General features: G+C 61.5%; 15 protein-coding genes. 10 read left to right on the forward strand and 5 right to left on the reverse strand.

All coding sequences use genetic code 11. The features are described from left to right. Positions 1-45: 45 nt before the first annotated feature. The 4 genes from Q7T45_RS08960 (at position 46) to Q7T45_RS08975 (ending at position 6,910) form a co-directional block, all read left to right on the forward strand. Positions 46-1,782: a bifunctional protein-serine/threonine kinase/phosphatase gene (locus Q7T45_RS08960; protein ID WP_304869864.1), complete on the forward strand. Its 1,737-nt coding sequence runs from the start codon at positions 46-48 to the stop codon at positions 1,780-1,782. A gap of 255 nt (positions 1,783-2,037) precedes the next feature. Then, positions 2,038-4,500, forward strand: coding sequence for a PAS domain S-box protein (locus Q7T45_RS08965; RefSeq protein WP_304869866.1), 2,463 nt, complete (start codon positions 2,038-2,040; stop codon positions 4,498-4,500). A 5-nt stretch (positions 4,501-4,505) separates the two neighbouring features. After that, positions 4,506-4,883, forward strand: a complete 378-nt coding sequence (locus Q7T45_RS08970) for a response regulator (protein ID WP_304869868.1) — start codon at positions 4,506-4,508, stop codon at positions 4,881-4,883. Next, entirely contained in the window at positions 4,880-6,910 is a 2,031-nt protein-coding gene (locus Q7T45_RS08975) for a response regulator (RefSeq protein ID WP_304869870.1), read from the forward strand. Before Q7T45_RS08970 ends, Q7T45_RS08975 begins: the two co-directional genes overlap by 4 nt. Positions 6,911-7,170: 260 nt before the next feature. Here the strand turns inward: Q7T45_RS08975 and murC are convergent, their stop codons facing one another. From murC to Q7T45_RS08990, 3 genes are all read right to left on the reverse strand, one after another. Then, positions 7,171-8,586: a UDP-N-acetylmuramate--L-alanine ligase gene (murC, locus tag Q7T45_RS08980; protein ID WP_304869873.1), complete on the reverse strand. Its 1,416-nt coding sequence runs from the start codon at positions 8,584-8,586 to the stop codon at positions 7,171-7,173. An 87-nt stretch (positions 8,587-8,673) separates the two neighbouring features. Continuing rightward, complete coding sequence (locus Q7T45_RS08985) at positions 8,674-9,456, reverse strand: 2-keto-4-pentenoate hydratase (RefSeq protein ID WP_304869875.1); 783 nt, start codon at positions 9,454-9,456, stop codon at positions 8,674-8,676. Between the two features lie 124 nt (positions 9,457-9,580). After that, positions 9,581-10,594 (reverse strand): 1-aminocyclopropane-1-carboxylate deaminase, encoded by a 1,014-nt coding sequence (locus tag Q7T45_RS08990; protein ID WP_304869877.1) that lies wholly within the window; start codon positions 10,592-10,594, stop codon positions 9,581-9,583. A 162-nt stretch (positions 10,595-10,756) separates the two neighbouring features. On the opposite strand from Q7T45_RS08990, the gene Q7T45_RS08995 reads away from it, so the two are divergent. The 6 genes from Q7T45_RS08995 to Q7T45_RS09020 all read left to right on the forward strand — a co-directional run bounded on the left by Q7T45_RS08995 (position 10,757) and on the right by Q7T45_RS09020 (position 15,770). Continuing rightward, positions 10,757-11,221, forward strand: coding sequence for an Lrp/AsnC family transcriptional regulator (locus Q7T45_RS08995; RefSeq protein ID WP_304869879.1), 465 nt, complete (start codon positions 10,757-10,759; stop codon positions 11,219-11,221). A gap of 171 nt (positions 11,222-11,392) precedes the next feature. Further along, positions 11,393-12,151, forward strand: coding sequence for a phosphonate ABC transporter ATP-binding protein (gene phnC / locus Q7T45_RS09000; RefSeq protein WP_370691246.1), 759 nt, complete (start codon positions 11,393-11,395; stop codon positions 12,149-12,151). 30 nt (positions 12,152-12,181) lie between these two features. Continuing rightward, the gene (phnD, locus tag Q7T45_RS09005; protein WP_304869881.1) at positions 12,182-13,051 is read left to right on the forward strand and encodes a phosphate/phosphite/phosphonate ABC transporter substrate-binding protein; all 870 of its coding nucleotides are present in this window, start codon (positions 12,182-12,184) and stop codon (positions 13,049-13,051) included. Further along, positions 13,051-13,857 carry a phosphonate ABC transporter, permease protein PhnE gene (gene phnE, locus Q7T45_RS09010; RefSeq protein ID WP_304869883.1) on the forward strand — a complete coding sequence of 269 codons (807 nt, stop codon included), beginning with the start codon at positions 13,051-13,053 and terminating at the stop codon, positions 13,855-13,857. Before phnD ends, phnE begins: the two co-directional genes overlap by 1 nt. 10 nt (positions 13,858-13,867) lie before the next feature. After that, positions 13,868-14,878, forward strand: coding sequence for a phosphonate dehydrogenase (locus tag Q7T45_RS09015; RefSeq protein ID WP_304869885.1), 1,011 nt, complete (start codon positions 13,868-13,870; stop codon positions 14,876-14,878). Position 14,879: 1 nt separating this feature from the next. Further along, the gene (locus Q7T45_RS09020; protein WP_304869887.1) at positions 14,880-15,770 is read left to right on the forward strand and encodes a LysR substrate-binding domain-containing protein; all 891 of its coding nucleotides are present in this window, start codon (positions 14,880-14,882) and stop codon (positions 15,768-15,770) included. 457 nt (positions 15,771-16,227) lie between these two features. Here Q7T45_RS09020 and Q7T45_RS09025 read toward each other — a convergent pair whose 3' ends face one another. Both Q7T45_RS09025 and Q7T45_RS09030 read right to left on the reverse strand, forming a co-directional pair. Then, complete coding sequence (locus Q7T45_RS09025; RefSeq protein WP_304869889.1) at positions 16,228-19,038, reverse strand: DEAD/DEAH box helicase family protein; 2,811 nt, start codon at positions 19,036-19,038, stop codon at positions 16,228-16,230. Beyond that, positions 19,031-20,713 carry a DUF6361 family protein gene (locus Q7T45_RS09030; protein ID WP_304869891.1) on the reverse strand — a complete coding sequence of 561 codons (1,683 nt, stop codon included), beginning with the start codon at positions 20,711-20,713 and terminating at the stop codon, positions 19,031-19,033. The genes Q7T45_RS09025 and Q7T45_RS09030 overlap by 8 nt, the downstream gene beginning before the upstream one ends. Positions 20,714-20,910: the final 197 nt, after the last annotated feature.

Below are 20,910 nucleotides of genomic sequence, written 5' to 3' on the forward strand. Positions count from 1 at the left end.
CCTCATCCTACTCAGGGTGAGGCCATCAGGCCCTGGCGTCAAAAGATGTCGCGTGAACTGAAAATATCGGTCGGGCAGCATTCTGATAAGGGTCGTAAGGAGACCAATCAGGACTTCCATGGCGTCCTCGTTCCGGAAGAGCCGCTGCTCGGCCTGAAGGGCATCGCCATCGTGCTGGCCGACGGCATCAGTTCGAGCCCGGTCAGCCGGATCGCAGCCGAGTCGGCGGTCAAGGGGTTCCTCACCGACTACTACTGCACCTCGGAAGCCTGGTCGGTGAAGACCTCGGCCCAGCGCGTGCTGGCGGCCACCAACTCCTGGCTGCATGCGCAGACAAGGCGCAGCCAGTACTCCCATGACATGGACAAGGGCTACGTCTGTACCCTCAGCGCCATGGTCATCAAGTCGACCACCGCGCATATCTTTCACGTCGGCGACTCCAGGATCTATCGCGTTTCCGGCAACGCGCTGGAGCAACTGACCACCGACCACCGGGTCATCATATCATCGCAGCAAAGCTACCTCGGCCGCGCGCTCGGGGTGAATCCCCAGATCGAAATCGACTACCAGTCGCACCAGGTCGAGAAGGGCGATGTGTTCGTGCTCGCCACCGACGGCGTCTACGAACATGTCCCGGCCCGCTTCATCGCCAGGGCGATCAGGGACAGCGCCGATGATCTCGATCGGGCCGCGAAGAGCATCGTCGAGCAGGCCTGGGAACAGGGCAGTCCGGACAATCTCACCGTCCAGATCGTCCGGATCGATGCTTCGCCCGCCGGCGAGGCCAGCGAGGTGTTCGGCCAACCCTCCGAACTGCCGCTGCCGCCGCTATTGGAAGCGCGGATGGTGTTCGACGGCTACCGCATCGTCAGGGAATTGCATGCCTCGAGCCGCAGCCACATCTACCTTGCGGTCGATGCCGACAACGACGAACTGGTCGCGCTGAAAATTCCGTCGATCGATTTGCGCGGCGACCCCGCCTACCTGAAGCGCTTCATGATGGAGGAGTGGGTCGCCCGGCGCATCAACAGCGCCCATGTGCTGAAACCCTGCCTGCAGTCGCGCAAGCGCAATTACCTCTATGTCGTCACCGAATTCATCGACGGCCAGACGCTGGCGCAATGGATGATCGACAATCCGAAGCCGGATCTGGAAACCATCCGCGGCATCGTCGAGCAGATCGCAAAAGGATTGCGCGCCTTCCACCGCAAGGAAATGCTGCATCAGGACCTGCGGCCGGACAATGTCATGATCGACAGGACCGGCACGGTGAAGATCATCGATTTCGGCTCCACCCGGGTCACCGGCGTGGTCGAGGCGGCGCCGCCGGCCGGCCGCGACGATATTCTCGGCACCTTCCAGTACACCGCGCCGGAATACTTCATCGGCGAGAACGGCTCGTCGCGCTCCGATATCTTTTCGCTCGGAATCATCACCTACCAGATGCTGACGGGGCGATTGCCCTATGGCGCCAAGATGGCGCGGACGCGGACCAAATCGCAGCAACGCAAACTGAAATGCCGTTCGGCGCTCGACGACAACAGCGAGATTCCGGCGTGGATCGACGGCGTCCTGAAGAAAGCGGTGCATCCCGATCCTTACAAGCGCTACGAGGCGCTGTCCGAATTCCTCCACGACCTGCGTTATCCCAATGCGGAATTCGTCAACGCCGCGTCGGCGCCGCTGATCGAGCGCAATCCGCTGTTGTTCTGGAAGGGGCTGTCGGCGGCGCTGGTACTGGTCGTGGTGGTGCTGCTGGCGATGCTGCAGGGCCATCGCTAAACCAGGTTTGAGGTGGGCGGCGAGCCGAAGCGACACATCTGGCCATTGCAATCCATTTCCATCATAGCCTGTGAACCACATCCGGCAACAATCCCGTTGGCTTTAACCCGCTTGCACTCTGCCCGAGAGCATACGAAGCAGATCATGGCTGGCAGGTGCAATCCGTGGCGACGACAGGGTGGCGATCCTGCTTCCATCCGGCGTTCGACCGGACTATGCTCGCGGCTGCGCCGCTGAACCCCCCGGCCATTTTAAATGCCTGACTTCAAAGAGCTGGACTTGCATGTGCAGGCGCGCGCGAGCGACGCCGGTTTCCTCCATCTCTTCGAGCATGCCGAGGTTGGCGTCCTGCTGGCCGGTTCCGGGGTGCATTTCATCGATGCCAATCCGGCGGCCTGCCGGATGCTCGGCTATTCCCGCGATGAGCTGAGCGGGCTGGACCTCTCGGATATCGTGGTGCAGGCCGCGGCGCGGGACATTGCGCCAGCATTGACCGCGACCGGCAGCGCCACTCATTGCCAGGAGCAGCGGTTTCGCCGCAAGGACGGTTCGGTGTTCGCCGTGGATGTCACGTCGATCGGGTTGGCGGACGGCGCCAGGTTGAGCATCTTCGGCGAAATCGGCCGGGTCCAGACTTCCCGCGAGCTTCTCGCTGCCATCGTCGACTCATCTTCCGACGCGATTGTCGGCAACGATCTGGACGGGATCGTCGGCAGCTGGAATGCCGCGGCAGAGAATATCTTCGGCTACCGCGCCGACGAGATTGTCGGAACTTCCATTGATCGACTGATCCCGGACGACAGGAGGGGCGAGGAGGATATCATCCTGGACAAGCTGCGGCGCGGCGAACGCGTCGATCATTTTGAAACGGTTCGCCGGACCAAGGAAGGCAGGCTCGTCGATGTTTCGATCGCCGTCTCGCCGATCAGGGACGATCGCGGGCGAATCGCCGGGGCGTCGAAAATTGTTCGCGACATTACCGCGCTGACGAAGCGGACGCGGGATGTCGAACGAATCTCCCGGCTCTATGCTTCTCTCAGCGAGATCAACCAGGCCATCGTATTGACGCCGAGCCGCGAAGTACTGTTCACCCGGGTCTGCGAAGCGCTGGTCGACAAGGGCGCTTTTTCCGTGGCGTGGGTCTCCTGGTTCGATCCGCAGACCGCCAGGCTGGTTCCGGTGGCCGTGGCTGGCGATCACAGCGGCTATGTTCAATCGATCGAAGTGTATGGTGAGGATCGCGCGCAGGGCCGCGGTCCGTCGGGCAAGGCCTTTCGCGATGGCGAGCCTCGCATCAGTCAGGATTTTTCCACCGACCCGGACATGCAGCCGTGGCTGGCAGAGGCCACGCGGCGCGGGTTTCGATCGTCGGCAGCACTTCCGATCCGGGTGGCGGGTAAGGTCTGCGGCGTGCTGGCGGTCAATGCGGATGAAACGGATTTCTTTCAGGAAGCGGAAATGGCCCTGCTCAAGGAAGCCGCCAGCGACATCTCGATCGGACTCGACGCATCCGCCCGCGAAGACGAGCGCCGGAGGGTTGAAGCCATTGCCAGGAGCGAGAGGGCGTTCTCCGACACCATTATCGAGAGCATGGCCGGCGTCCTCTATCTGTACGATGAGCACGGCCAGTTCTTGCGGTGGAATCGCGACTTCGAGATTGTCACCGGCTATGCCGCCCACGAGATCGAGCGGATGCACCCCGCCGAATTCTTCTCCGATCAAGACAGGCCGCTGCTGACGACAAAGATAAAGGAGGTTTTCGAGAAGGGGGAATCCTCCATCGAGGCGCCGTTATTGGCCAAGAACGGCAAGAGCACGCCCTATTATCTCACCGGCCGCCGCATTGTCTTTGAAGGCAGGACCTGCCTGATCGGTGTCGGCATCGACATTTCGGAGCGCAAGCGGGCGGAAGAGGCCTTGCGTGAACTGAACGAAGGCCTCGAACGAAAAGTCACCGAGCGGACGGTTGATCTGCAAACCGCGCTGGCGAGGGCCAGGGCGGCGGATCAAACCAAGTCGGCCTTTCTGGCGACGATGTCGCATGAATTGCGCACTCCGCTCAATTCCATCATCGGCTTTTCGGGGATCGTGCTGCAGGGGCTGGCCGGCGAGTTGAACCCCGAACAGAAAAAGCAGCTTGGCATGGTGCGCGGCAGCGCCCGTCATCTGCTCGCCCTGATCAACGATGTTCTGGATATTTCGAAGATCGAGGCGGGGGAGCTGGAGGTCAGTTTCAAGGCGTTCGATATCGCGGCTTCGATCGAACGCATCGTTGCATCGATCATGCCGATGGCGGAGAAGAAGGGGCTGGCGCTGTCGGCCGACCTCGGGGATCTGCCCCGGGAATTCATCAGCGATCAGCGGCGCGTCGAGCAGATGCTGCTGAATCTTCTGAGCAATGCGGTCAAATTTACCGAGCAGGGAAGCGTGAAACTGTCCGCAACGATCGCACCCGGAATCGCCGGCCAGGATGGGCCGGCCCTGCTTGTCCGGGTCGCGGACACCGGCATCGGAATTCAGGCCGAACATCTTCCGAAGATATTTCAGGCCTTCCGGCAGATCGATACCGGGATTTCCCGGCAGCATGACGGCACTGGCCTCGGGCTGGCGATCTCTCGCCGGCTGGCCGAGCGCCTCGGCGGAGGCATTCAGGTGGAGAGCGAATTCGGGCGCGGTAGCGTCTTTACGCTCGTTCTGCCTTTCAAAGGGGGCGTTTGACCGCAATGACCAACAAGATCCTCCTGATAGAGGACAACGAACAGAACCGCTACCTCGCCACGTTCCTGCTGGAGAAGTCGGGCTATTCGGTCGTGCCCGCCTCCAACGGCCCGACCGGCGTTGAACTCGGATCGAGCTTTCGGCCGAAGGGCATTCTTCTGGACATCCAGCTGCCCGGGATGGACGGCTATCAGGTGGCGCGAGCGCTTCGGCTAAATCCTTCATTGAACGACGTGCCGATCATCGCGGTGACGTCCTACGCGATGGCGGGAGATCGTGAAAAGGCGATGGAAGCAGGCTGCGACGGTTACATTGAAAAGCCGATCGATCCCGAGACGTTCGTCAGCGAGATCGAGAAGTTCTTCCGGCGGGGGCCGTCATGACGGGCATGCCGCGGGTGCTGATTGTCGATGACAGCGAGGACAATCTGTATTATTTGCGGACGCTGCTTGGCGCGTACGGCTACGAAGTCGAGTCCGCGTTGCATGGCGCCGAAGCCCTGGAAAAAGCCCGTCATTCGCCGCCGGGCCTGGTCATCTCCGACCTGTTGATGCCGGTGATGGATGGCTACACCCTGCTGCGGCACTGGAGACAGGACGACCATCTCAGGAATATCCCGTTCGTCGTCTACACCGCGACATATACCTCGGTCGAGGATGAAAGGCTGGCGATCAATCTCGGCGCGGATGCCTTCATCGTCAAGCCGAAGGAGCCCGACGAATTCATGGCGGCGATTGGCCATGTGCTTTCCAGGGTAACCGGCGCAGGCTCCAAGCCCGTGCATATGCCTGAGGCCAGCGACCAGGACATCGTCAAGCAATACAGCGCGGCGCTGGTGCGGAAACTGGAGGACAAGACCATCCAGCTCGAAGCCGCGAACCGCGCGCTGCAGCAGGAGATAGCGGAACGCAAGCTGGCCGATATGCGGCTCGAGACCCTGATCGAACAGGCGAATATCGGCATCCTGGTCCATCGCAACTTCAAGCCGATCCTGGCCAATGGCGAGATGGCACGGATTTTCGGCTACGCCAGCAAGGACGAAATCCAGAATATGCCCGACTGCAAGGTGCTGGTCGCCGACGGCGAATGGGAGCGGATCGAGGCCTGCTACAGGGAACGCCTCGACGGCCGCGACGCCCCCGTCTTTTATGACCTGAAGGGCAAGAAGAAGGACGGCACGTTCATCGACCTCGAGAACCGGGCGTTCGCCATTCAGTGGGACGATCAGCTGGCGGTCTGCTCGATGCTGACGGATGTGACCCAGCAGCGAAAGGTCGAGGCCCAGTTGCGGCAGTCGTTGCGGCTGGAAGCCGTCGGCCAGATGACGGGCGGCATCGCGCACGACTTCAACAATCTTCTCACGATCATCATCGGCAACGCCGAACTGATCGAGGAGAGCAGCGACCCGGCGCTGCGGGCGCTGGCCGAAGTGGCGCGCAAGGCGGCCGAGCGCGGCGCCGAATTGACCGGCAGGCTGCTCGCCTTTTCCCGCCAGCAGCCGCTGGATCCGAAGGCGATCGATATCAACCTGCTGATCTCGAAGATGGACGGGCTGATCCGGCGCGCCATCGGCGGACAGCTCGAGATCAAGACCGTGCTGCCGGCCAATCTGTGGCACGTCTTCGTCGACCCGGCGCAGCTCGAAAACGCGTTGCTCAACCTTGCCATCAACGCCCGCGACGCGATGCCGGATGGCGGCCGCCTCACGATCGAGACCAGCAACATCCGCATGGATGAAGCCGCCGTCGCGGACCGTGGCCTTGCACCCGGAGATTACTTGCTGGTCACGGTATCCGATACCGGCACCGGAATGGACAGGGATACGCTGGCTCGCGCCTTCGAGCCGTTCTTCACCACCAAGGAGGTCGGCAAAGGCAGCGGTCTCGGCCTCAGCATGGTCTATGGCTTCGTCGCGCAGTCGCGCGGCCACGTCCGGATCCATTCCGCGCCCGGTCAGGGAACCAGCGTCCGGATCTATCTTCCAAGGGCAGCCGACGAAATCGCGCTGGCCAGGCCGGAAATCCGCGACGGGTCGCTGCCGCGCGGCAGCGAGAAGATACTGCTGGTCGATGACGATGCGATGGTGCGGGAAATGGTGGTGATGCAGCTGCAGAATCTGGGGTACCGCGTCGTCAGCGCGGTCAACGGCTCGCAGGCGCTTGACCTGCTCAAGCGCGAGGGCGGGTTCGATCTGCTGTTCACCGACGTCGTCATGCCCGGCGGGCTGAACGGCCGCCAGCTCGCCGGTGAGGCCCGCAAGCTCAGCCCCGGCCTGCGTGTGATCCTTTCATCGGGATACGCGGACACCGCCGTCCCCCATCAGGGCGGCCTCGATCAAGGCGTCCATCTCCTGAACAAGCCCTACCGCAGGAGCGACCTCGCAAAGAAGGTCAGGGAGGCGCTGACGTAGAAGCAGCGCAGCACGGTGAGATCAGGTCGCACTGGCGCCGCGTAATGCTTCATCCTTTCGAGACGCCTGGGCGATGCCTTTCTCCCCTCCCTCCACGCGCCCTTGCGCGTGGCGGGGAGGGGTCGGGGGTGGGGGGTGGTTCAGCGCATTCGACCAGCAGCGAATTTGCGGGAAGCGCCCCCCACCCCCGACCCCTCCCCACCGCTTCGCGGGAGGAGGGGAGAAGAATGTGCGCCGGCTCGGATGAGCTGGAAAGTGCGTTATCGAGGGTATTTCATCTCGACCAGCTCCGGAATTTTTCGGATCAGTCCGCCAAGCTCGCCGGATGTCAGCAGCAGAACGACATCATCCGGGCGCAGGACATCGCTTAATCCCTGCAACGCCGCCTCCGGGTCGGTGATCGCTTCGGCATCGTAGCCCGCCGCTCTGGTGCGGGCGACAATTTCGTCCTGGCTCAACTGGGCATGGGAGCCGGCGCCCTGGGACGCCGGTTCGAAGATGAAAATCCTGGACGCGCCTGCGAATACGTCATCATAGGCTGATATCGCCGACCTGTTTCGCCAGGTGAATGTATGCGGTTCGAAAACCACGATGAGGCGCCGTTCGGGGAAATGGAGTTTGGTGGCGACGATGGCGGATCTCGCCTTCTCGTACGACGATCCGAAGCCTTCGTAAACGGGCACGCTTGACGCGGGCGAGAGCAGTTCCATGCGGCGCTTCACGCCCTGGAATGTGCTGATGCCGGCATTCAACTCCTCCGGGGACAGCAGTTTCTTCTCCAGCAGCATCGCGCTGACGCCGATGATATTCTCGATGTTGTGATCGCCGAGCATGTTGGTCGACAGACGGGCGATCCGCTCAAAGCCCCGCATCAGGTCGAAGCCCGTTTCCGCGCCGCGTTCGATGTTTTCGGCATGCCAATGCGCCTTGTCGTCCAGTCCGTAGAACACAATGCGGCAGGCGAGACCCGCGGCGAGGGTGCGTGCGTGAGTCTCTTCGCTGTTGACGACCAGAAGCCCGTCGGCCGGCAATGAGCCGAGCAGGGTGCGAAACGGGGCGAGATAGTCCGCATGCGTCGGGAAAACATTGATGTGGTCGTGGGTTGCCGACGTGAGCAGGACGTTCCTTGCGTTATAGCGCAGGAATTTCGAACGGTTGTCCCAGTTCGATGCCGGATACTCGTCGCCTTCGAGAACGAATGTCTCGCCCTGGCCGCGATGGGCGTGCGTATCGAACCCGTTGGTGATCTCGCCGATGAAGTAGCTGGGGTCCCTGTTCGCGACCCTCAGGCACCACGCCAGCAGGGCGGTGCAGGTCGACTTGCCGTAGCTGCCCGCCGCAACGATGGTCTCCGAATCAGCGGTCATGTCGTGCAGCAGATCCGCAAACGATCGAACCGGCTTGCCCGAGTCCATCGCGGCGCGGACTTCTTCATTGCTCTCGGGTGTAAGTTTTGCGTTCTTGCCGATCACGATGACGTCGGCGTCATCAGGGATATTCTCTTTCCGGTACCCTTCGGCAAACCGGATCTTCTCGCTCTTCAGGTAATCGCTGACCGGCGGATAGAATCCTTCGTCGGATCCGGTAATCTGCACGCCGATCTGCCTGAGCAGGAGCGCCGTCGCGCTCATGCCCTTCCCGGCAATGCCAATGAAATGCGCCTTCGAAAAATTCATCGATCCCCCGTAGGGTGGGTTAGCCGTCAGGCGTAACCCACCATCTTGTTTCGCGAGCGGCGGGTTACGCCTTGCGGCTAACGCGCCCTACAATACCTGCACCTCGACCGAGCCCAGCCCGTCGAGCTCGAACCGGTAGCTCGCCTCGGCGTCCGGAAATACGGTTTTCATGACGGCGCCGGTCATTACCACCTCGCCGGCCTTCAGCCCCGCGCCCCGCGCAGCCAGTTGCGTGGCAAGCCAGGCGACCGAATTGAAGGGATGGCCGAGGATGTCGCGGCCGTGACCTTCGCCGATTGCTACCCCGTCCTTGCTGGCGCGGCCGGGCACATCGGCGAGATCAGGCCATGTGGCCGAAAACTCCGACAGCACGATGCCGGCGTTCCAGGAATTGTCCGCCACCAGCGACAGCACATCGAGGCCGGCATAATCGGCGCTCCGATCGTCGACGATTTCGATCGCGGCGCAGACGCCGTCGATGTGCGGCGCGATCGTCTCGGCGGTGAACGGCGTGCCCGCCGGCACGTCCGACTTGAGCCGAACTGCGATTTCGAATTCCAGCCCGAGCCGCCCGTAATCCGCGCGGCGGACGGTAGCTCCCGACTGCATGACGCGTTTGGCCAACACGACGCCCGCGATCGGATGGTCGATCCCGCAAAAGGTCTGCATCGCGGCCGAGGTCAGTCCGACCTTGTAGCCGACGGCGTCGCCATGCGTGCCCCGCAGCAGCGTGACGAACCTCTGTTGGATATCATAGGCGTCCGCGACCGTGGCGGGCCGGTCCGGCGGAGCCAGCGTCTTGAATTGCACATTGGCCTGGTGTGCCGCGAGCAGCGTTTCGGCTGCGCGCCGGGCCGCGAGTTCGTCCATCGGTTCTCTCCCCTTCGCAAATCTTGGCGTTCACTTGGGGTAGATGATACCGGAAACTGGCGCGGAAAGCGCGTGTTCTCTCAGTCGCTTCCGCGGAAGCGGAAGATCAGCCGATGTCCTCCGCTCAACCGTTGCGGAAGGTATAGGCGTAACCGTTGATCGCCGGTGCGCCACCAAGATGGGCGTAGAGAACTTTCGATCCCTTGGGAAAATAGCCCTTCTTCACGAGATCGATCATGCCCTGCATGGACTTACCTTCATAGACGGGATCGGTGATCATGCCTTCGAGGCGGGCGCACAGGCGGATAGCCTCCTTGGTTTCCTGCGACGGAACACCATAGGCGGGGTAGGCATAATCCTCGACCAGAACGACATCCTGTTCGACAATTTCCCGGCCGAGTTCGACGAGGTCGGCGGTGTTCCGCGCGATCTCGAGTACCTGCGCCCTGGTCTGAGCCGGCGTGAAGGATGCGTCGATGCCGATCACCTTGCGCGCGCGACCGTCCCTGGCGAAGCCGACCAGCATGCCGGCATGGGTCGAACCGGTGACCGTGCAGACGACGATGTAGTCGAAGGCAAAACCGAGTTCCTTTTCCTGCGCGCGTACCTCTTCGGCAAAGCCGACATAGCCGAGGCCGCCATACTTGTGCACCGAGGCGCCCGCCGGAATCGCATAGGGCTTGCCGCCCTTCGCCTTCACGTCCGCGATCGCCGCTTCCCAGCTTTCCCGGATGCCGATGTCGAACCCTTCGTCGACCATTTCGACGTCGGCGCCCATGATCCGGCTCAGGAGGATATTGCCGACCCGATCGTAGACGGCATCCTCGTGTGGCACCCAGCTTTCCTGAACGAGCCGGCATTTCATGCCGATCTTCGCCGCGACGGCGGCAACCATGCGCGTGTGGTTTGACTGCACCCCACCGATCGAGACCAGTGTGTCGGCGTTGGAGGCAATCGCATCGGGAATAATGTATTCGAGCTTGCGCAGCTTGTTGCCGCCGAAAGCCAGTCCCGAATTGCAGTCCTCGCGTTTCGCGTAGAGTTCGACCTTGCCGCCCAGATGCGCGCCGAGGCGCTCCAGCTTCTCGATATGGGTAGGTCCGAAAGTGAGGGGATAGCGTTCGAACTTCTCCAGCATGCAAGGTGCCCTTCTGCCTGTTGCTCCGATGGGCCGGAAACTAACATTGTCAGCGAGAGAGGTGCTCTCGAAGTCATCGAGAAAATTGCTCTACTTGAAGAAGTTCTGTATATAAATGGCAGAAGTCTTCGAATCCATCGTCGAATAATGGAAGAATCTTCCGTGCACAAAAAACTTGATCGGATCGACCTGAAGATGCTGCGCCTGCTTCAGGGCAATGGCCGGCTCTCCAACGCCGAACTGGCGCAACTGGTCGACGTCAGTCCGGCAACATGTCACCGCCGTACCCAGTCGCTGTTCGAGCAAGGCTGCATCAAGAACGTTCGCGCGATGATTGTGCCGCAAAAGGTCGACAGGGGCGCGCTGGTCATGGTCGGCGTCGTTCTCGATCGTTCGACACCGGAGAGTTTCGCGACGTTCGAGAAAGCCGTCGCGAAATTGAAATTCATCCTCGATTGTCATCTGGTCGCCGGCGATTTCGATTATTCCCTGAAAATCAGGGTCAAGGACATGGCGGACTTCAACCGGATTCATGGCGATCAGTTGATCGCACTGCCTGGCGTTCGGCAGACCCGAACGTTCTTCGTCATGAAGGAGGTCGTCGACAACGCTCCGCTGGAGTTTTGATCCGCCAGCGATCTCGTCACAAAGGACGCACGGCGCGGCATCGTTGAGTCGAGCGCGTCCACCCAGGCTGTCATTCCCCCGTCATGAGCGCTTGATAGTCGGACTGAGTGAACAGTGGCCCGGTTTGTTCGGAACAGCCGAACATGCGGCCTCTGCTCTCCGGGGTTCGACATGTTATCGCTCTTGAATGTGTCCGTTACGTATCCCAACGGCGTGGTGGCGCTGCGGCCGACGTCAGCGGTGTTCCAGCGCGGCAAATTCATCGTCCTTCTCGGCACCTCGGGGGCAGGCAAATCGACATTGTTGCGCAGCCTGAACGGGCTGGTGCGACCGACTTCCGGCGAGGTTCGCGTCGAAGGACGCGGATCGATTTTCGCCAGCCGGGCCCAGTTGCGGGCGCATCGGCGGCGCACCGGCATGGTGTTCCAGCAGCATCATCTGATCGGTCGCCTGTCGGCGCTCGACAATGTCCTGACCGGGCGGCTGGCCGCGCATGGCGCGCTCCGCTCGATGTTTCCCCTGCCGCGCGCCGACCGCCTGCTGGCGCTGGAGGCGCTCGACCGGGTCGGCCTGGCCGACCGCGCGCTGAACCGCGCCGATCAGCTTTCCGGCGGGCAACAGCAACGCGTCGGAATTGCGCGCGCCATGGCCCAGAAGCCGGAGATCGTGCTCGCCGACGAGCCGGTCGCGAGCCTCGATCCCGCCACGTCGGTCCGGGTGCTGGAGGACCTTCACCGGATTTGCCGCGAGGACGGCATCACCGCGATCGTCAGCCTGCATCAGGTGGATCTGGCCCGCCAGTTCGCCGATCACATTATCGGCCTCGCCCAGGGGCGCATCGTCTTCGACGGCGCGCCGGATCAACTCGGGTCGCACACGCTCGATCATATCTACGCGACGGAACGCCAGAGCCTGGCGCAAGCCGCCTGATCGAACCCTTCAACAGGATGGAGAGACTACATGATTCAACGCCGTGATTTCCTTTTCGCATCCGTCGCAACCGGCCTCTGCGCGCTCGCCGGTCCTGCGTTCGCCGACAAGGCCAACCCCGACAAACTGCGCATCGCGCTGCTGCCCGACGAAAATGCCTCGACCATCATTCAGAACGCGCAGCCGCTCAAGGCGTATCTCGAGGGCGTGCTGAAGAAGCCGGTCGAGATCATCGTCACTACGGATTATTCGTCGATGATCGAGGCGATGCGGTTCGGGCGGATCGAGGTCGGATATTTCGGGCCGTTCTCCTACGTGCTCGCCAAGTCGAAAGCGCCGGAAATCGAGCCGTTCGGCGTCGGTGTCGAAAAGGGCAAGCCCAATTATCAGTCGATCCTGATCGCCACCGCGGACGGTCCGGTGAAGGAAATCGCCGAGATCAAGGGCAAGCCGTTCGCGTTCGGCGATCGGGCCTCCACGTCGAGCCATCTCGCGCCGCGCGCGCTGCTGGCCAAGCAGGGGCTGATCGGCGATGCCGACTACAAGGTCGTTCATCTCGGCCAGCACGATGCGGTCGCGCGCGCCGTCGCCGCCGGGCAGGTCCCGGCCGGGGCGCTGTCCGAATCGATCTACCGGATCCTGGTCGAGACCAAGAAGGTCGATGCTTCAAAACTCAGGCAACTCGCGCTGTCCGATCCCATCCCGAACTATCCGATCACACTGCAGGGATTTCTGAAGCCAGAACTCAAGGACGCGATCAGGAAGGCATTCCTCGACCTCAAGGATCCGGCCATCCTGAAGCTGTTCCGCGTCGAGGCCATCGCGGCGGCCACCGACAAGGATTACGACGTGCTGCGCGACATGGCGAAGGTGCTGCAGCTCGACATCGCCAAGCTGTAATGAAGTCCGCTTCGCAGACCTTCGACGCCATTCTCGCCGACCAGAGACGCTCCGCCCTGCGCGGGGCGGGGCTGGTCGGCCTGGTCGTCGCCGCCTGTATCGCCGCGCTTGCGGCAACCGGCTTTTTCGATGCGCAGCGGTTCATCGAAAGCGGGCCCGCGATCTCCACGCTGGCCTCGGAAATGGTGCCGCCCGATTTCAGCCGCTGGCGGACCTGGATACGGCCGCTGCTGGATACGCTGGCGATGTCGATCGCCGGCACCGCTCTCGCCGTGGTGTTCTCGCTGCCGCTGGCGCTTCTCGCCGCGCCCAATACCAGCCCGCATCCGGCGGTCTATCTGGCGGTGCGGACCCTGCTCGCCTTTCTGCGTTCGGTGCCGGAAATTATCCTCGGTGTCCTGTTCGTCGCCGCGGTCGGCTTCGGCGCCCTGCCGGGCGTTCTCGCGCTGGCGCTGCATTCGGTCGGCATGGTGGGAAAGTTCTATGCGGAGGCGATCGAGCATGTCGATCCCAAGCCGCTGGAAGCGGCCCGCGCCGCCGGTGCGACGCCGATGCAGGTCATCATGCACGCCGTGTTGCCGCAGGTGCTGCCGCAGCTGACCGATGTCACGATCTATCGCTGGGAATATCATTTCCGCGCTTCCGCCGTGCTCGGCATCGTCGGCGCCGGCGGGATTGGCTTCGAACTGATCGCGGCGCTGCGGCTGCTGAATTACGACCAGGTATCGGCCATCCTGTTGTCGATCCTCGCCTGTGTGGTGATGGTCGACAGTGTCGGCGCCTACTTGCGCAAATCACTCAAGTAACGGTGCACCGATGACGAAATCGCCCCTCATTGTTCTGACTAGCCGGGTTTTTCCGGAGACGCGCGCCGCGCTCGAACGCGTTGCCCGAATCGTCGCGAACGAGAATTCCGAACCGTGGAGCCGGGACGAAGTGATCGAACGGTGCAGGGAGGCGAGCGGGCTGATGGCCTTCATGACCGACCGCATCGATCGGGCCTTTCTGGAACGATGCCCCCGACTGAAAGTCATCGGCGCCGCGCTGAAGGGCTATGACAATATCGATGTCGATGCCGCAAACGAACGCGGCGTCCAGGTCACCATCGTGCCGGATCTGCTCACCGAGCCGACCGCGGAACTGGCGATCGGATTGATGATCGCGCTCGGGCGACATATCCCGCTCGGCGATGTCGGCATTCGTCATCAGGGCTTCGCCGGCTGGCGGCCTCAATTGTATGGCACGGGTATCGGCCATTCGACGGTCGGGATCGTCGGGTTCGGCCTGGTCGGCCAGGCCATCGCGCGCCGGCTCCGTGGCTTCGGCTGCCGCATCGTCGCATTCGACACGAGGCCCATCGACGAGGGCGCCGGCGTCGAGCGGGCGGCATTCGATGACGTCTTGAAGCTGTCCGATTTCGTGGTGCTGGGCCTGCCGCTGACGGAAACCACCACCGGATTGATCGATGCGAAGGCGATCGCCCGGATGAAGCCCGGGGCGTTGCTGGTCAACCCCGCGCGCGGGTCGCTGGTCGAGGAAGCCGCGGTGGCGGATGCGCTCGAGAGCGGTCATCTCGGCGGCTACGCCGCCGATGTGTTCGAATGTGAGGACTGGGCGCGGCCGCAGCGGCCGATGTCGATCGATGCGAGACTGACCGCACCGGGGGCGCGAACCGTGCTGACGCCGCATATCGGATCGGCGGTGACGTCGGCGCGGCGCCAGATCGAACTGTCCACCGCCAACAGCATCCTGCAGGCTCTCGCAGGCCAGCTGCCGGCCGGGCTCGTCAATATCAAGAACATGAAGACCGCAGCATTGACCGGATAAAATGCTGAACCTGACCCACGCCCGCACCTTCCTGACGGTGATCGCCGCCCGCGGCATTCGCGCCGCCGCGCGTCAGCTCGATCTGGCGCCGTCGACCATCGTGGATCATATCCGCCAGCTCGAAGAGGTTCTGGCAGCACCCCTGGTGTTGCGCCGGCGCGGCGGCGCGATGCTGACCGACCAGGGCGCGCGCTTCCTGCCGCTGGCGCGTTCGCTGGTGGAAACCGCCGGACGCGTGCGCGGCCTCGTCCAGCTTCCGACGCTGCGCGTCGCCGCATCGAGCAACGTCGGCACTTATTTGCTGCAGCCTCATCTGGCGGCCTTTCAGCGCAGCGCCGGCATTCCGGTCGAGCAATGGATCGGATCGAACGTCGATGTCATCGCCCGGCTGGAACGCGGCGAAGCCGATCTCGCCGCCATGGAATGGTGGGACGGCAGGGAAGGCTTTGCCGCACGCACCTGGGCGCGCGAGCCGCTGGTCGTCATCGTCGCACCCGATCATCGCTGGGCCGGGCTCGGCTCCCTGTCCGTGGCCGAGCTGCAGGGCGAACCGTTGCTGGGCGGCGAATCCGGCACCGGAACCGGGCATCTCCTGCGCAGCCAGCTCGGACCATCCGCGAATACCCTCACGATCGTCGATGGCTTCGGCAGCACCGAGGCCGTCAAGCGCGCGGTCCGCGCCGGTGGCGGCGCGTCGATCGTCATGGAGTCCTCGGTCGCCGACGAAGTCGCCGCCGGGCGGCTGGTCGCGCTCCGTATCGAAGGCGTCGACCTCGCCAAGGAAATCAAGCTGATCGCTCCCGACACGCTGCCGCCGACGGCGCCGGCGATGGCATTGTTCGAGGCGTCGCGGGGGTGGGGCGGGGCGATGCAGGGCGCTTTGAATACCTGACGTCGCGCACGATCTCGCGCCCTATTGTGCCTTTGTTGACGTCTTTTTTCCTTCATTTTTTATGATGGCCCAGCGCGAGCATGTAAAGGACGAGCAACCGACACATGCGGTAACTCCTGCACAGGTGCAGTAGTCCGGCGCAGCCGCTCCTGACGGCAGGTTTCCCCTGCCTGTTACACACGTGGCTTGATAATACACTTTTTCTCTCGCTTCGCTCCCGGTCGTGGCCAGGAAAGAAATGCCGAGTATTGTCAGGAACAGGAGTGAGATGTTCCTGGGCGTGATTGCCTTACGTCGATTCATTTCATTTTTTCCTTTGGGTGGCCACCAGCATCCGAACTCCAGCCCGTTGAGGCCCTTTCGTTCAGCGCTACGGTGACAGTGCACTAAATGAGTTGCCGCGTCTCCGGCTGTGAAGCCGCGATCTACACAGTCTTCGAGCAAGAATCCTGACTGATTACGGTGACAATGCACTCAATTGACTCGGTGAGGTCCGAACGCGCGACGCCTCAATTGAGTGCACCGTCACGGTAATTTCGGATTCATGGCGATCAGTTGATCGCACTGCCTGGCGTCCGGCAGCCCGACGAACCGCAAGGCCATCGCGTCGATTGATTCGGCCCTCTCTCTGTTCGAGGTCGACCGGATTCGATGGGAGGTTCCAATGAACAATGTCGCGACAGAAGAGGTGAAAATCAAGCCCCTCCTGCCCAACGGACGTGGTCGAGAGCACGAATGGCCAGAACGGTGAGTTGAAGGCCTCGCGCACCGCGGTCTTTCGGCTCGGTCCAGACTGCTCAAGCGGCGACCCTTGGTCGGCCTTGACGTCTTCGCCAAATGCGAGCGCGAAATGCGAGCGGCGGACCAATTGCTCCGTACGTAGGCGCCCCGTATCCGTGGTTAGGTTGATCTTGGGGCTTCCAGTACCAACACCCAATACCCGAGCCAAATGTTCCGCCATTTCGCCTTGGGTGTTCCGCTGCAGAACGTTCTTGCCAACGTAAAGGTACTCGTCCGCAACCGCCTGAAAATGTGCGCGCTCGCAATAATCAATCGCGCCACGCGCATATCCACGTCTCGCCTGCGCCGTGCGTTCGACAATGGCACGAACTGTTCGTCTGTTGAAGTAACTGCGGAGTTCTCCGAAGCACAAGTCAATAAGCTTCTCATGAACCTCGCCGGCGTTATCGGGGAAAGTCGTCCAAAACGCGCGCAGTAAAGAGACGGCTGGCGAGAAAGCAGCGATGCGCGCGAGGTGCGTCAGCCGTTCTTCCGAGATTCGCAGCGTTCCTTGTTCGCCCATCCAGCTGGCAAAGGTGTCAACATGCTCAGCGAAACGCTCCGTCATGTCGTCACCGTTGTATGCGATGCTCTTCTCGAGAGCGCGGCGTATGGAAGAACCCGAGCGTTGTTCAAGACGAGCTACAACTTGCCATATCGGCGATCGGCTCGTGGTGGCAACCTCCACGCCAGCTTCTATGAGCGCCTGTTTCAGGGACTTCCGTGTTCGCCTAAGCAGGTCCTTGGCCGTGAGGTCGTCGCCCGCGATGGCCGAAGGCTCAATGAGCCGGGCCAGCGCCGGAGACGGCAGACAGACATCGAAGATATGGAACGAGCCTTTTTCGGTAAAGCGCAGCGGGGGCCGGTCGTCGCCGTCCCACAGCCGCCCACGTGGAGCAATCCGTTGTTCGGCTTCATGACTCGTCAGCAAGGCGATGGCCTTCGGCACAAAACGCCAACCAGAGAAGATGAGCATCTTCGTCGGATCCGCATCTTGGAAGAATTCGTCGCGGTAATAGGTATAGGTCGGTCGCGTCCACAAGAACTTCCACTGTGTACCAGGAGTGCCAAACACTGCCCGAAACAGCTCGCGGAACCGTAGGTTCCGTCGTGCCAATCCGCCTAGCTTCGATGGCGGCTCCACGACACCTAAAGGCACAATGGCCTTCTTGCGCTTTGCCGCCGTCATCGGGGCGTACTGTGCATCCATGAACGTAAACGGTGCCGGGCAAGACTTCCAGTACTCGGTTATGTGCTGGGAGGTATCGACCTTGTCCAGCAGAAACCTCCGCAGGCGGATGTAATCGACCACTTCCTCTTTCTGCGGTACGGCAAACGCATCTCCTGTTGGCCGTATTTCCTGTATTCCTTTCGTTGGGTCTTGAATGTACGCGTTCCGCTCGGTCCTGCAGATCACCTTGCGAAGGCGTTTTTCAATACGGGCCCGCAGCGCCAGCAATTCGGGGTCGTTACCTTGCAGGAACGCTCCTACCTCAAGACGTTCTCGAAACGCCTTGAGATCGCCCCGAAGTCGCGCGACTTCCTGTTTGCCTTGATCCGCGAAAAGGAACCGAACGGTGTCCAAAAACTCGTCGTAGTGGCCCTGACCTTCATGATCCAAGGCCAGCATGCGGTAGGGCGTAGCGGAAAGAATGAGGACGCCAGGACGGCGGTCGAAGAGACGCGCCGCGATGGACTTCTTGCTGCCCGCCTCCTCGATTACTTCCCTAAATCGTTGGACCTCATCGAGTATGACGAGATGAGGCTGAAGATCGTCGAGTAAAATGCGTTGGGCAGCGCTGCGAAGAATCCCGACAATACGGTTACGGCGCTTCCTACTCCCGGCATCATTCGGCTGAAATTGATCGACCTCATTTCGCAACACGTCAGATAACACCAGAGTCGAACCTTCCACCTCGATCGGCTTCCGCCATTCCTCGGCAATCCTTTGCTGCAGACCGGAACGCAGCTTCCTATTGAATTCCAATCGCAGGACGCTAAACCGCGTGGTCGCCTTCCAGCGTTCTTCTCCGGCACCACATCGGAAGTATTCGCGCCATTTCCCTTTGCGAATGTCCTGGCGGAGCACGCGGTAGGTCAAGAAGAGCAGCAACTGCCGTTCCCACGCCAGTCCGGTACCCTCCGTTAGCGACGTGCCGGGTGTGAATGAATAGAGCTGAAGGTCGTCGGTTTTCTTGGCGCTCCACGCCAGTTGCGTAATCCTTCGCAAGGAGGGAGGTGCGTTGGGTGCTAACTTCGTCCGGTTCTGGTCAGCGATTTCGGAATTCGAACACAGATAGACTACGGTCAAATCTCGGCCTCGGCGGCGGCGCATGAGCTCTTCGATCACACCGCGCGCAACAACCGTCTTGCCCAGCCCTACTTCATCAGCAAGAAGAAAACGGCGCGATCCACCGGTGTCGGTCAATCGCTCGCAGATTGTCTCAACCGCCGCGCTCTGAAACTCCGCGAGCTTCACATTAGACACTGGCGTTTTCCTCCTCGAGCGAACTGCGGAACACTGCCCAGAATTCGCGGAATGTGCTCATGTTCGCGGTATCTCCACTAGCGGCCAAGACGGCCTCGACTTCTTGAGTACGACTTGGATCAGCCGTGCACGCTTCAAGGATTCGCTCGATAGTCGCTCGCCTGAGCAGTGGTTCACCCGACTGCCCACTCCCGTATTGCCGGTTACCCGAGGAGCGTGACGTTCCGCCGGGCCGGCCGGCCAGAATGTCCAGGAGCAGGCTGCGAGCATCAACTCCCTCGAGAAGCCGGGCGTTCACAGCATTGTCTCGGTCGTCCGCGTCCCGAGCGCCTAGGTTGAGCTCGAACTGGATGACGAATGGCAGCTCGATGTCCTTGTGGTCCACATTCGAGATGACGATGTAGGCAAATGCCGCGACGTCCTCGAGTTCAATTCCTGTGAACAATGCGCCTGAGCCGTAAACTAGACGGTAGTCCGCCCGTGACGCGTGATCTCGCTGAAGCAGCGGAACAATCTGTGCGCACATACCAGCGGGCCATCCCTCAGCGCCGGCTGTGGACGGCTCGAGCAACCGCAAAGTCCTCGTGTTTGAGTCGTATTCGCCGCGAATCTGGTCGGCGTGCAGGAGGCGCTTGAAGGTCTCTAGGCGTTTGGTGACTTCCTTCTCGGGATCGGCGACTTCCGGCTGTCGCACGTACTCGTCGAACCACCTATCGCCTCGATTCCCTGGGCGCAATGCGGATGACACTGTTGGCACAGTCACGAACTCGCTCGTGCTCCAATTTTTCAGAGGGTCCCTAGCCTCATCCCACCATTGCTCGAAGACCGGTTGCACAATGTTCGTCGCGCTCTGGATCCCCAGCTTGTCGAGCTCTTCGATTAAGAGAGAGTAGTATTGGAGCGTCGCTCCTCGAACAAGAAGGCTCATATTTCTGGCGTGCCCAAGCCAGACACGGAGTTCCCGCGAGGCCTTCGGGCAGTCCCATGGCCACTGAATGCCAACTAGGCGGTGCGCGAGCATGTGCGACAACAGTGAATCGGGGAATCTCGACGTGAACCGCTTGTGCAGGTCTAGGGCCTCCGCCTTCGTGAGCTTGAATGTCTCTCCGGACTTCACCAGCCCTTCCGAATTTAGGAACCTTGCCGGCGGAAGATCGGCGCACCAATACTGGGCGCCCTCAGGCCCCTGTGCTGTCTTGTCGTCGTCTTGATAGCCACGATGACTGCGCCGGATGTCGTCGAACTGCTCCTGATACGCGCTTTCAGAGAGGCTCGATGTGAATATTCCAAGCTTGCGCAGTCCGCTCCAGTAGATAAGTGAAGGGAACTGCCTCAGGTCAATCCCAGCTTCCCGACCTATGACCCCCACGGTTTCCTTGGCGGCGAGAACGTCCCTCAACTCATCCTGTCGCTGTCGAGCGAGTTGAGATACCTGGCTCGTGTGAACGCCTTCAAGTTCGATCCGCCTATAAATTCCAGCGACGAAGTAGAAATATCGAGCGGATCGCATCAGCGTGGTGGTCGCCGGATGCAAAAGATCAGAAAAGCGTCCCAGAAGAGCGAGGAAACCGAGTTCGTCGATAACGCCTTCTTCTTGAAGCGATCGAATGAAATTGCGCGCTTGCGAAAGATCGTCAGCTCGAAAGTCGAGCCAAGTCACTGCGTCGTGCTTCATACGGGACTCCATAGGCCGCTGCCTGGCTCCAAGCAGCTAGTGAGCAGCGATCTTGTAAAGCTTGCTGACGATGATTGCCTTATTCTTTTTTCTTCCCGGCCTGCTCAATGTTACCAATGAGAGCTTGGCCGCCGTCCCCGACGTCGACTCGTTCGATACGGATGATCGAGAAGGCGCGCGACAACCCGGCTTACCGC

It is taken from the genome of Bradyrhizobium sp. (genome assembly GCF_030646015.1).
Lineage (GTDB): Bacteria > Pseudomonadota > Alphaproteobacteria > Rhizobiales > Xanthobacteraceae > Bradyrhizobium.

Excerpts from the sequence above, each read along its gene's own strand:
- Q7T45_RS08960 (WP_304869864.1), top strand. The coding sequence starts at position 46 with ATGTCGCGTGAACTGAAAATATCGGTCGGGCAGCATTCTGATAAGGGT.
- Q7T45_RS08965 (WP_304869866.1), top strand. The coding sequence starts at position 2,038 with ATGCCTGACTTCAAAGAGCTGGACTTGCATGTGCAGGCGCGCGCGAGC.
- Q7T45_RS08970 (WP_304869868.1), top strand. The coding sequence starts at position 4,506 with ATGACCAACAAGATCCTCCTGATAGAGGACAACGAACAGAACCGCTAC.
- Q7T45_RS08975 (WP_304869870.1), top strand. The coding sequence starts at position 4,880 with ATGACGGGCATGCCGCGGGTGCTGATTGTCGATGACAGCGAGGACAAT.
- murC (WP_304869873.1), bottom strand. The coding sequence starts at position 8,586 with ATGAATTTTTCGAAGGCGCATTTCATTGGCATTGCCGGGAAGGGCATG.
- Q7T45_RS08985 (WP_304869875.1), bottom strand. The coding sequence starts at position 9,456 with ATGGACGAACTCGCGGCCCGGCGCGCAGCCGAAACGCTGCTCGCGGCA.
- Q7T45_RS08990 (WP_304869877.1), bottom strand. The coding sequence starts at position 10,594 with ATGCTGGAGAAGTTCGAACGCTATCCCCTCACTTTCGGACCTACCCAT.
- phnC (WP_370691246.1), top strand. The coding sequence starts at position 11,393 with ATGTTATCGCTCTTGAATGTGTCCGTTACGTATCCCAACGGCGTGGTG.
- phnD (WP_304869881.1), top strand. The coding sequence starts at position 12,182 with ATGATTCAACGCCGTGATTTCCTTTTCGCATCCGTCGCAACCGGCCTC.
- phnE (WP_304869883.1), top strand. The coding sequence starts at position 13,051 with ATGAAGTCCGCTTCGCAGACCTTCGACGCCATTCTCGCCGACCAGAGA.
- Q7T45_RS09015 (WP_304869885.1), top strand. The coding sequence starts at position 13,868 with ATGACGAAATCGCCCCTCATTGTTCTGACTAGCCGGGTTTTTCCGGAG.
- Q7T45_RS09020 (WP_304869887.1), top strand. The coding sequence starts at position 14,880 with ATGCTGAACCTGACCCACGCCCGCACCTTCCTGACGGTGATCGCCGCC.
- Q7T45_RS09030 (WP_304869891.1), bottom strand. The coding sequence starts at position 20,713 with ATGAAGCACGACGCAGTGACTTGGCTCGACTTTCGAGCTGACGATCTT.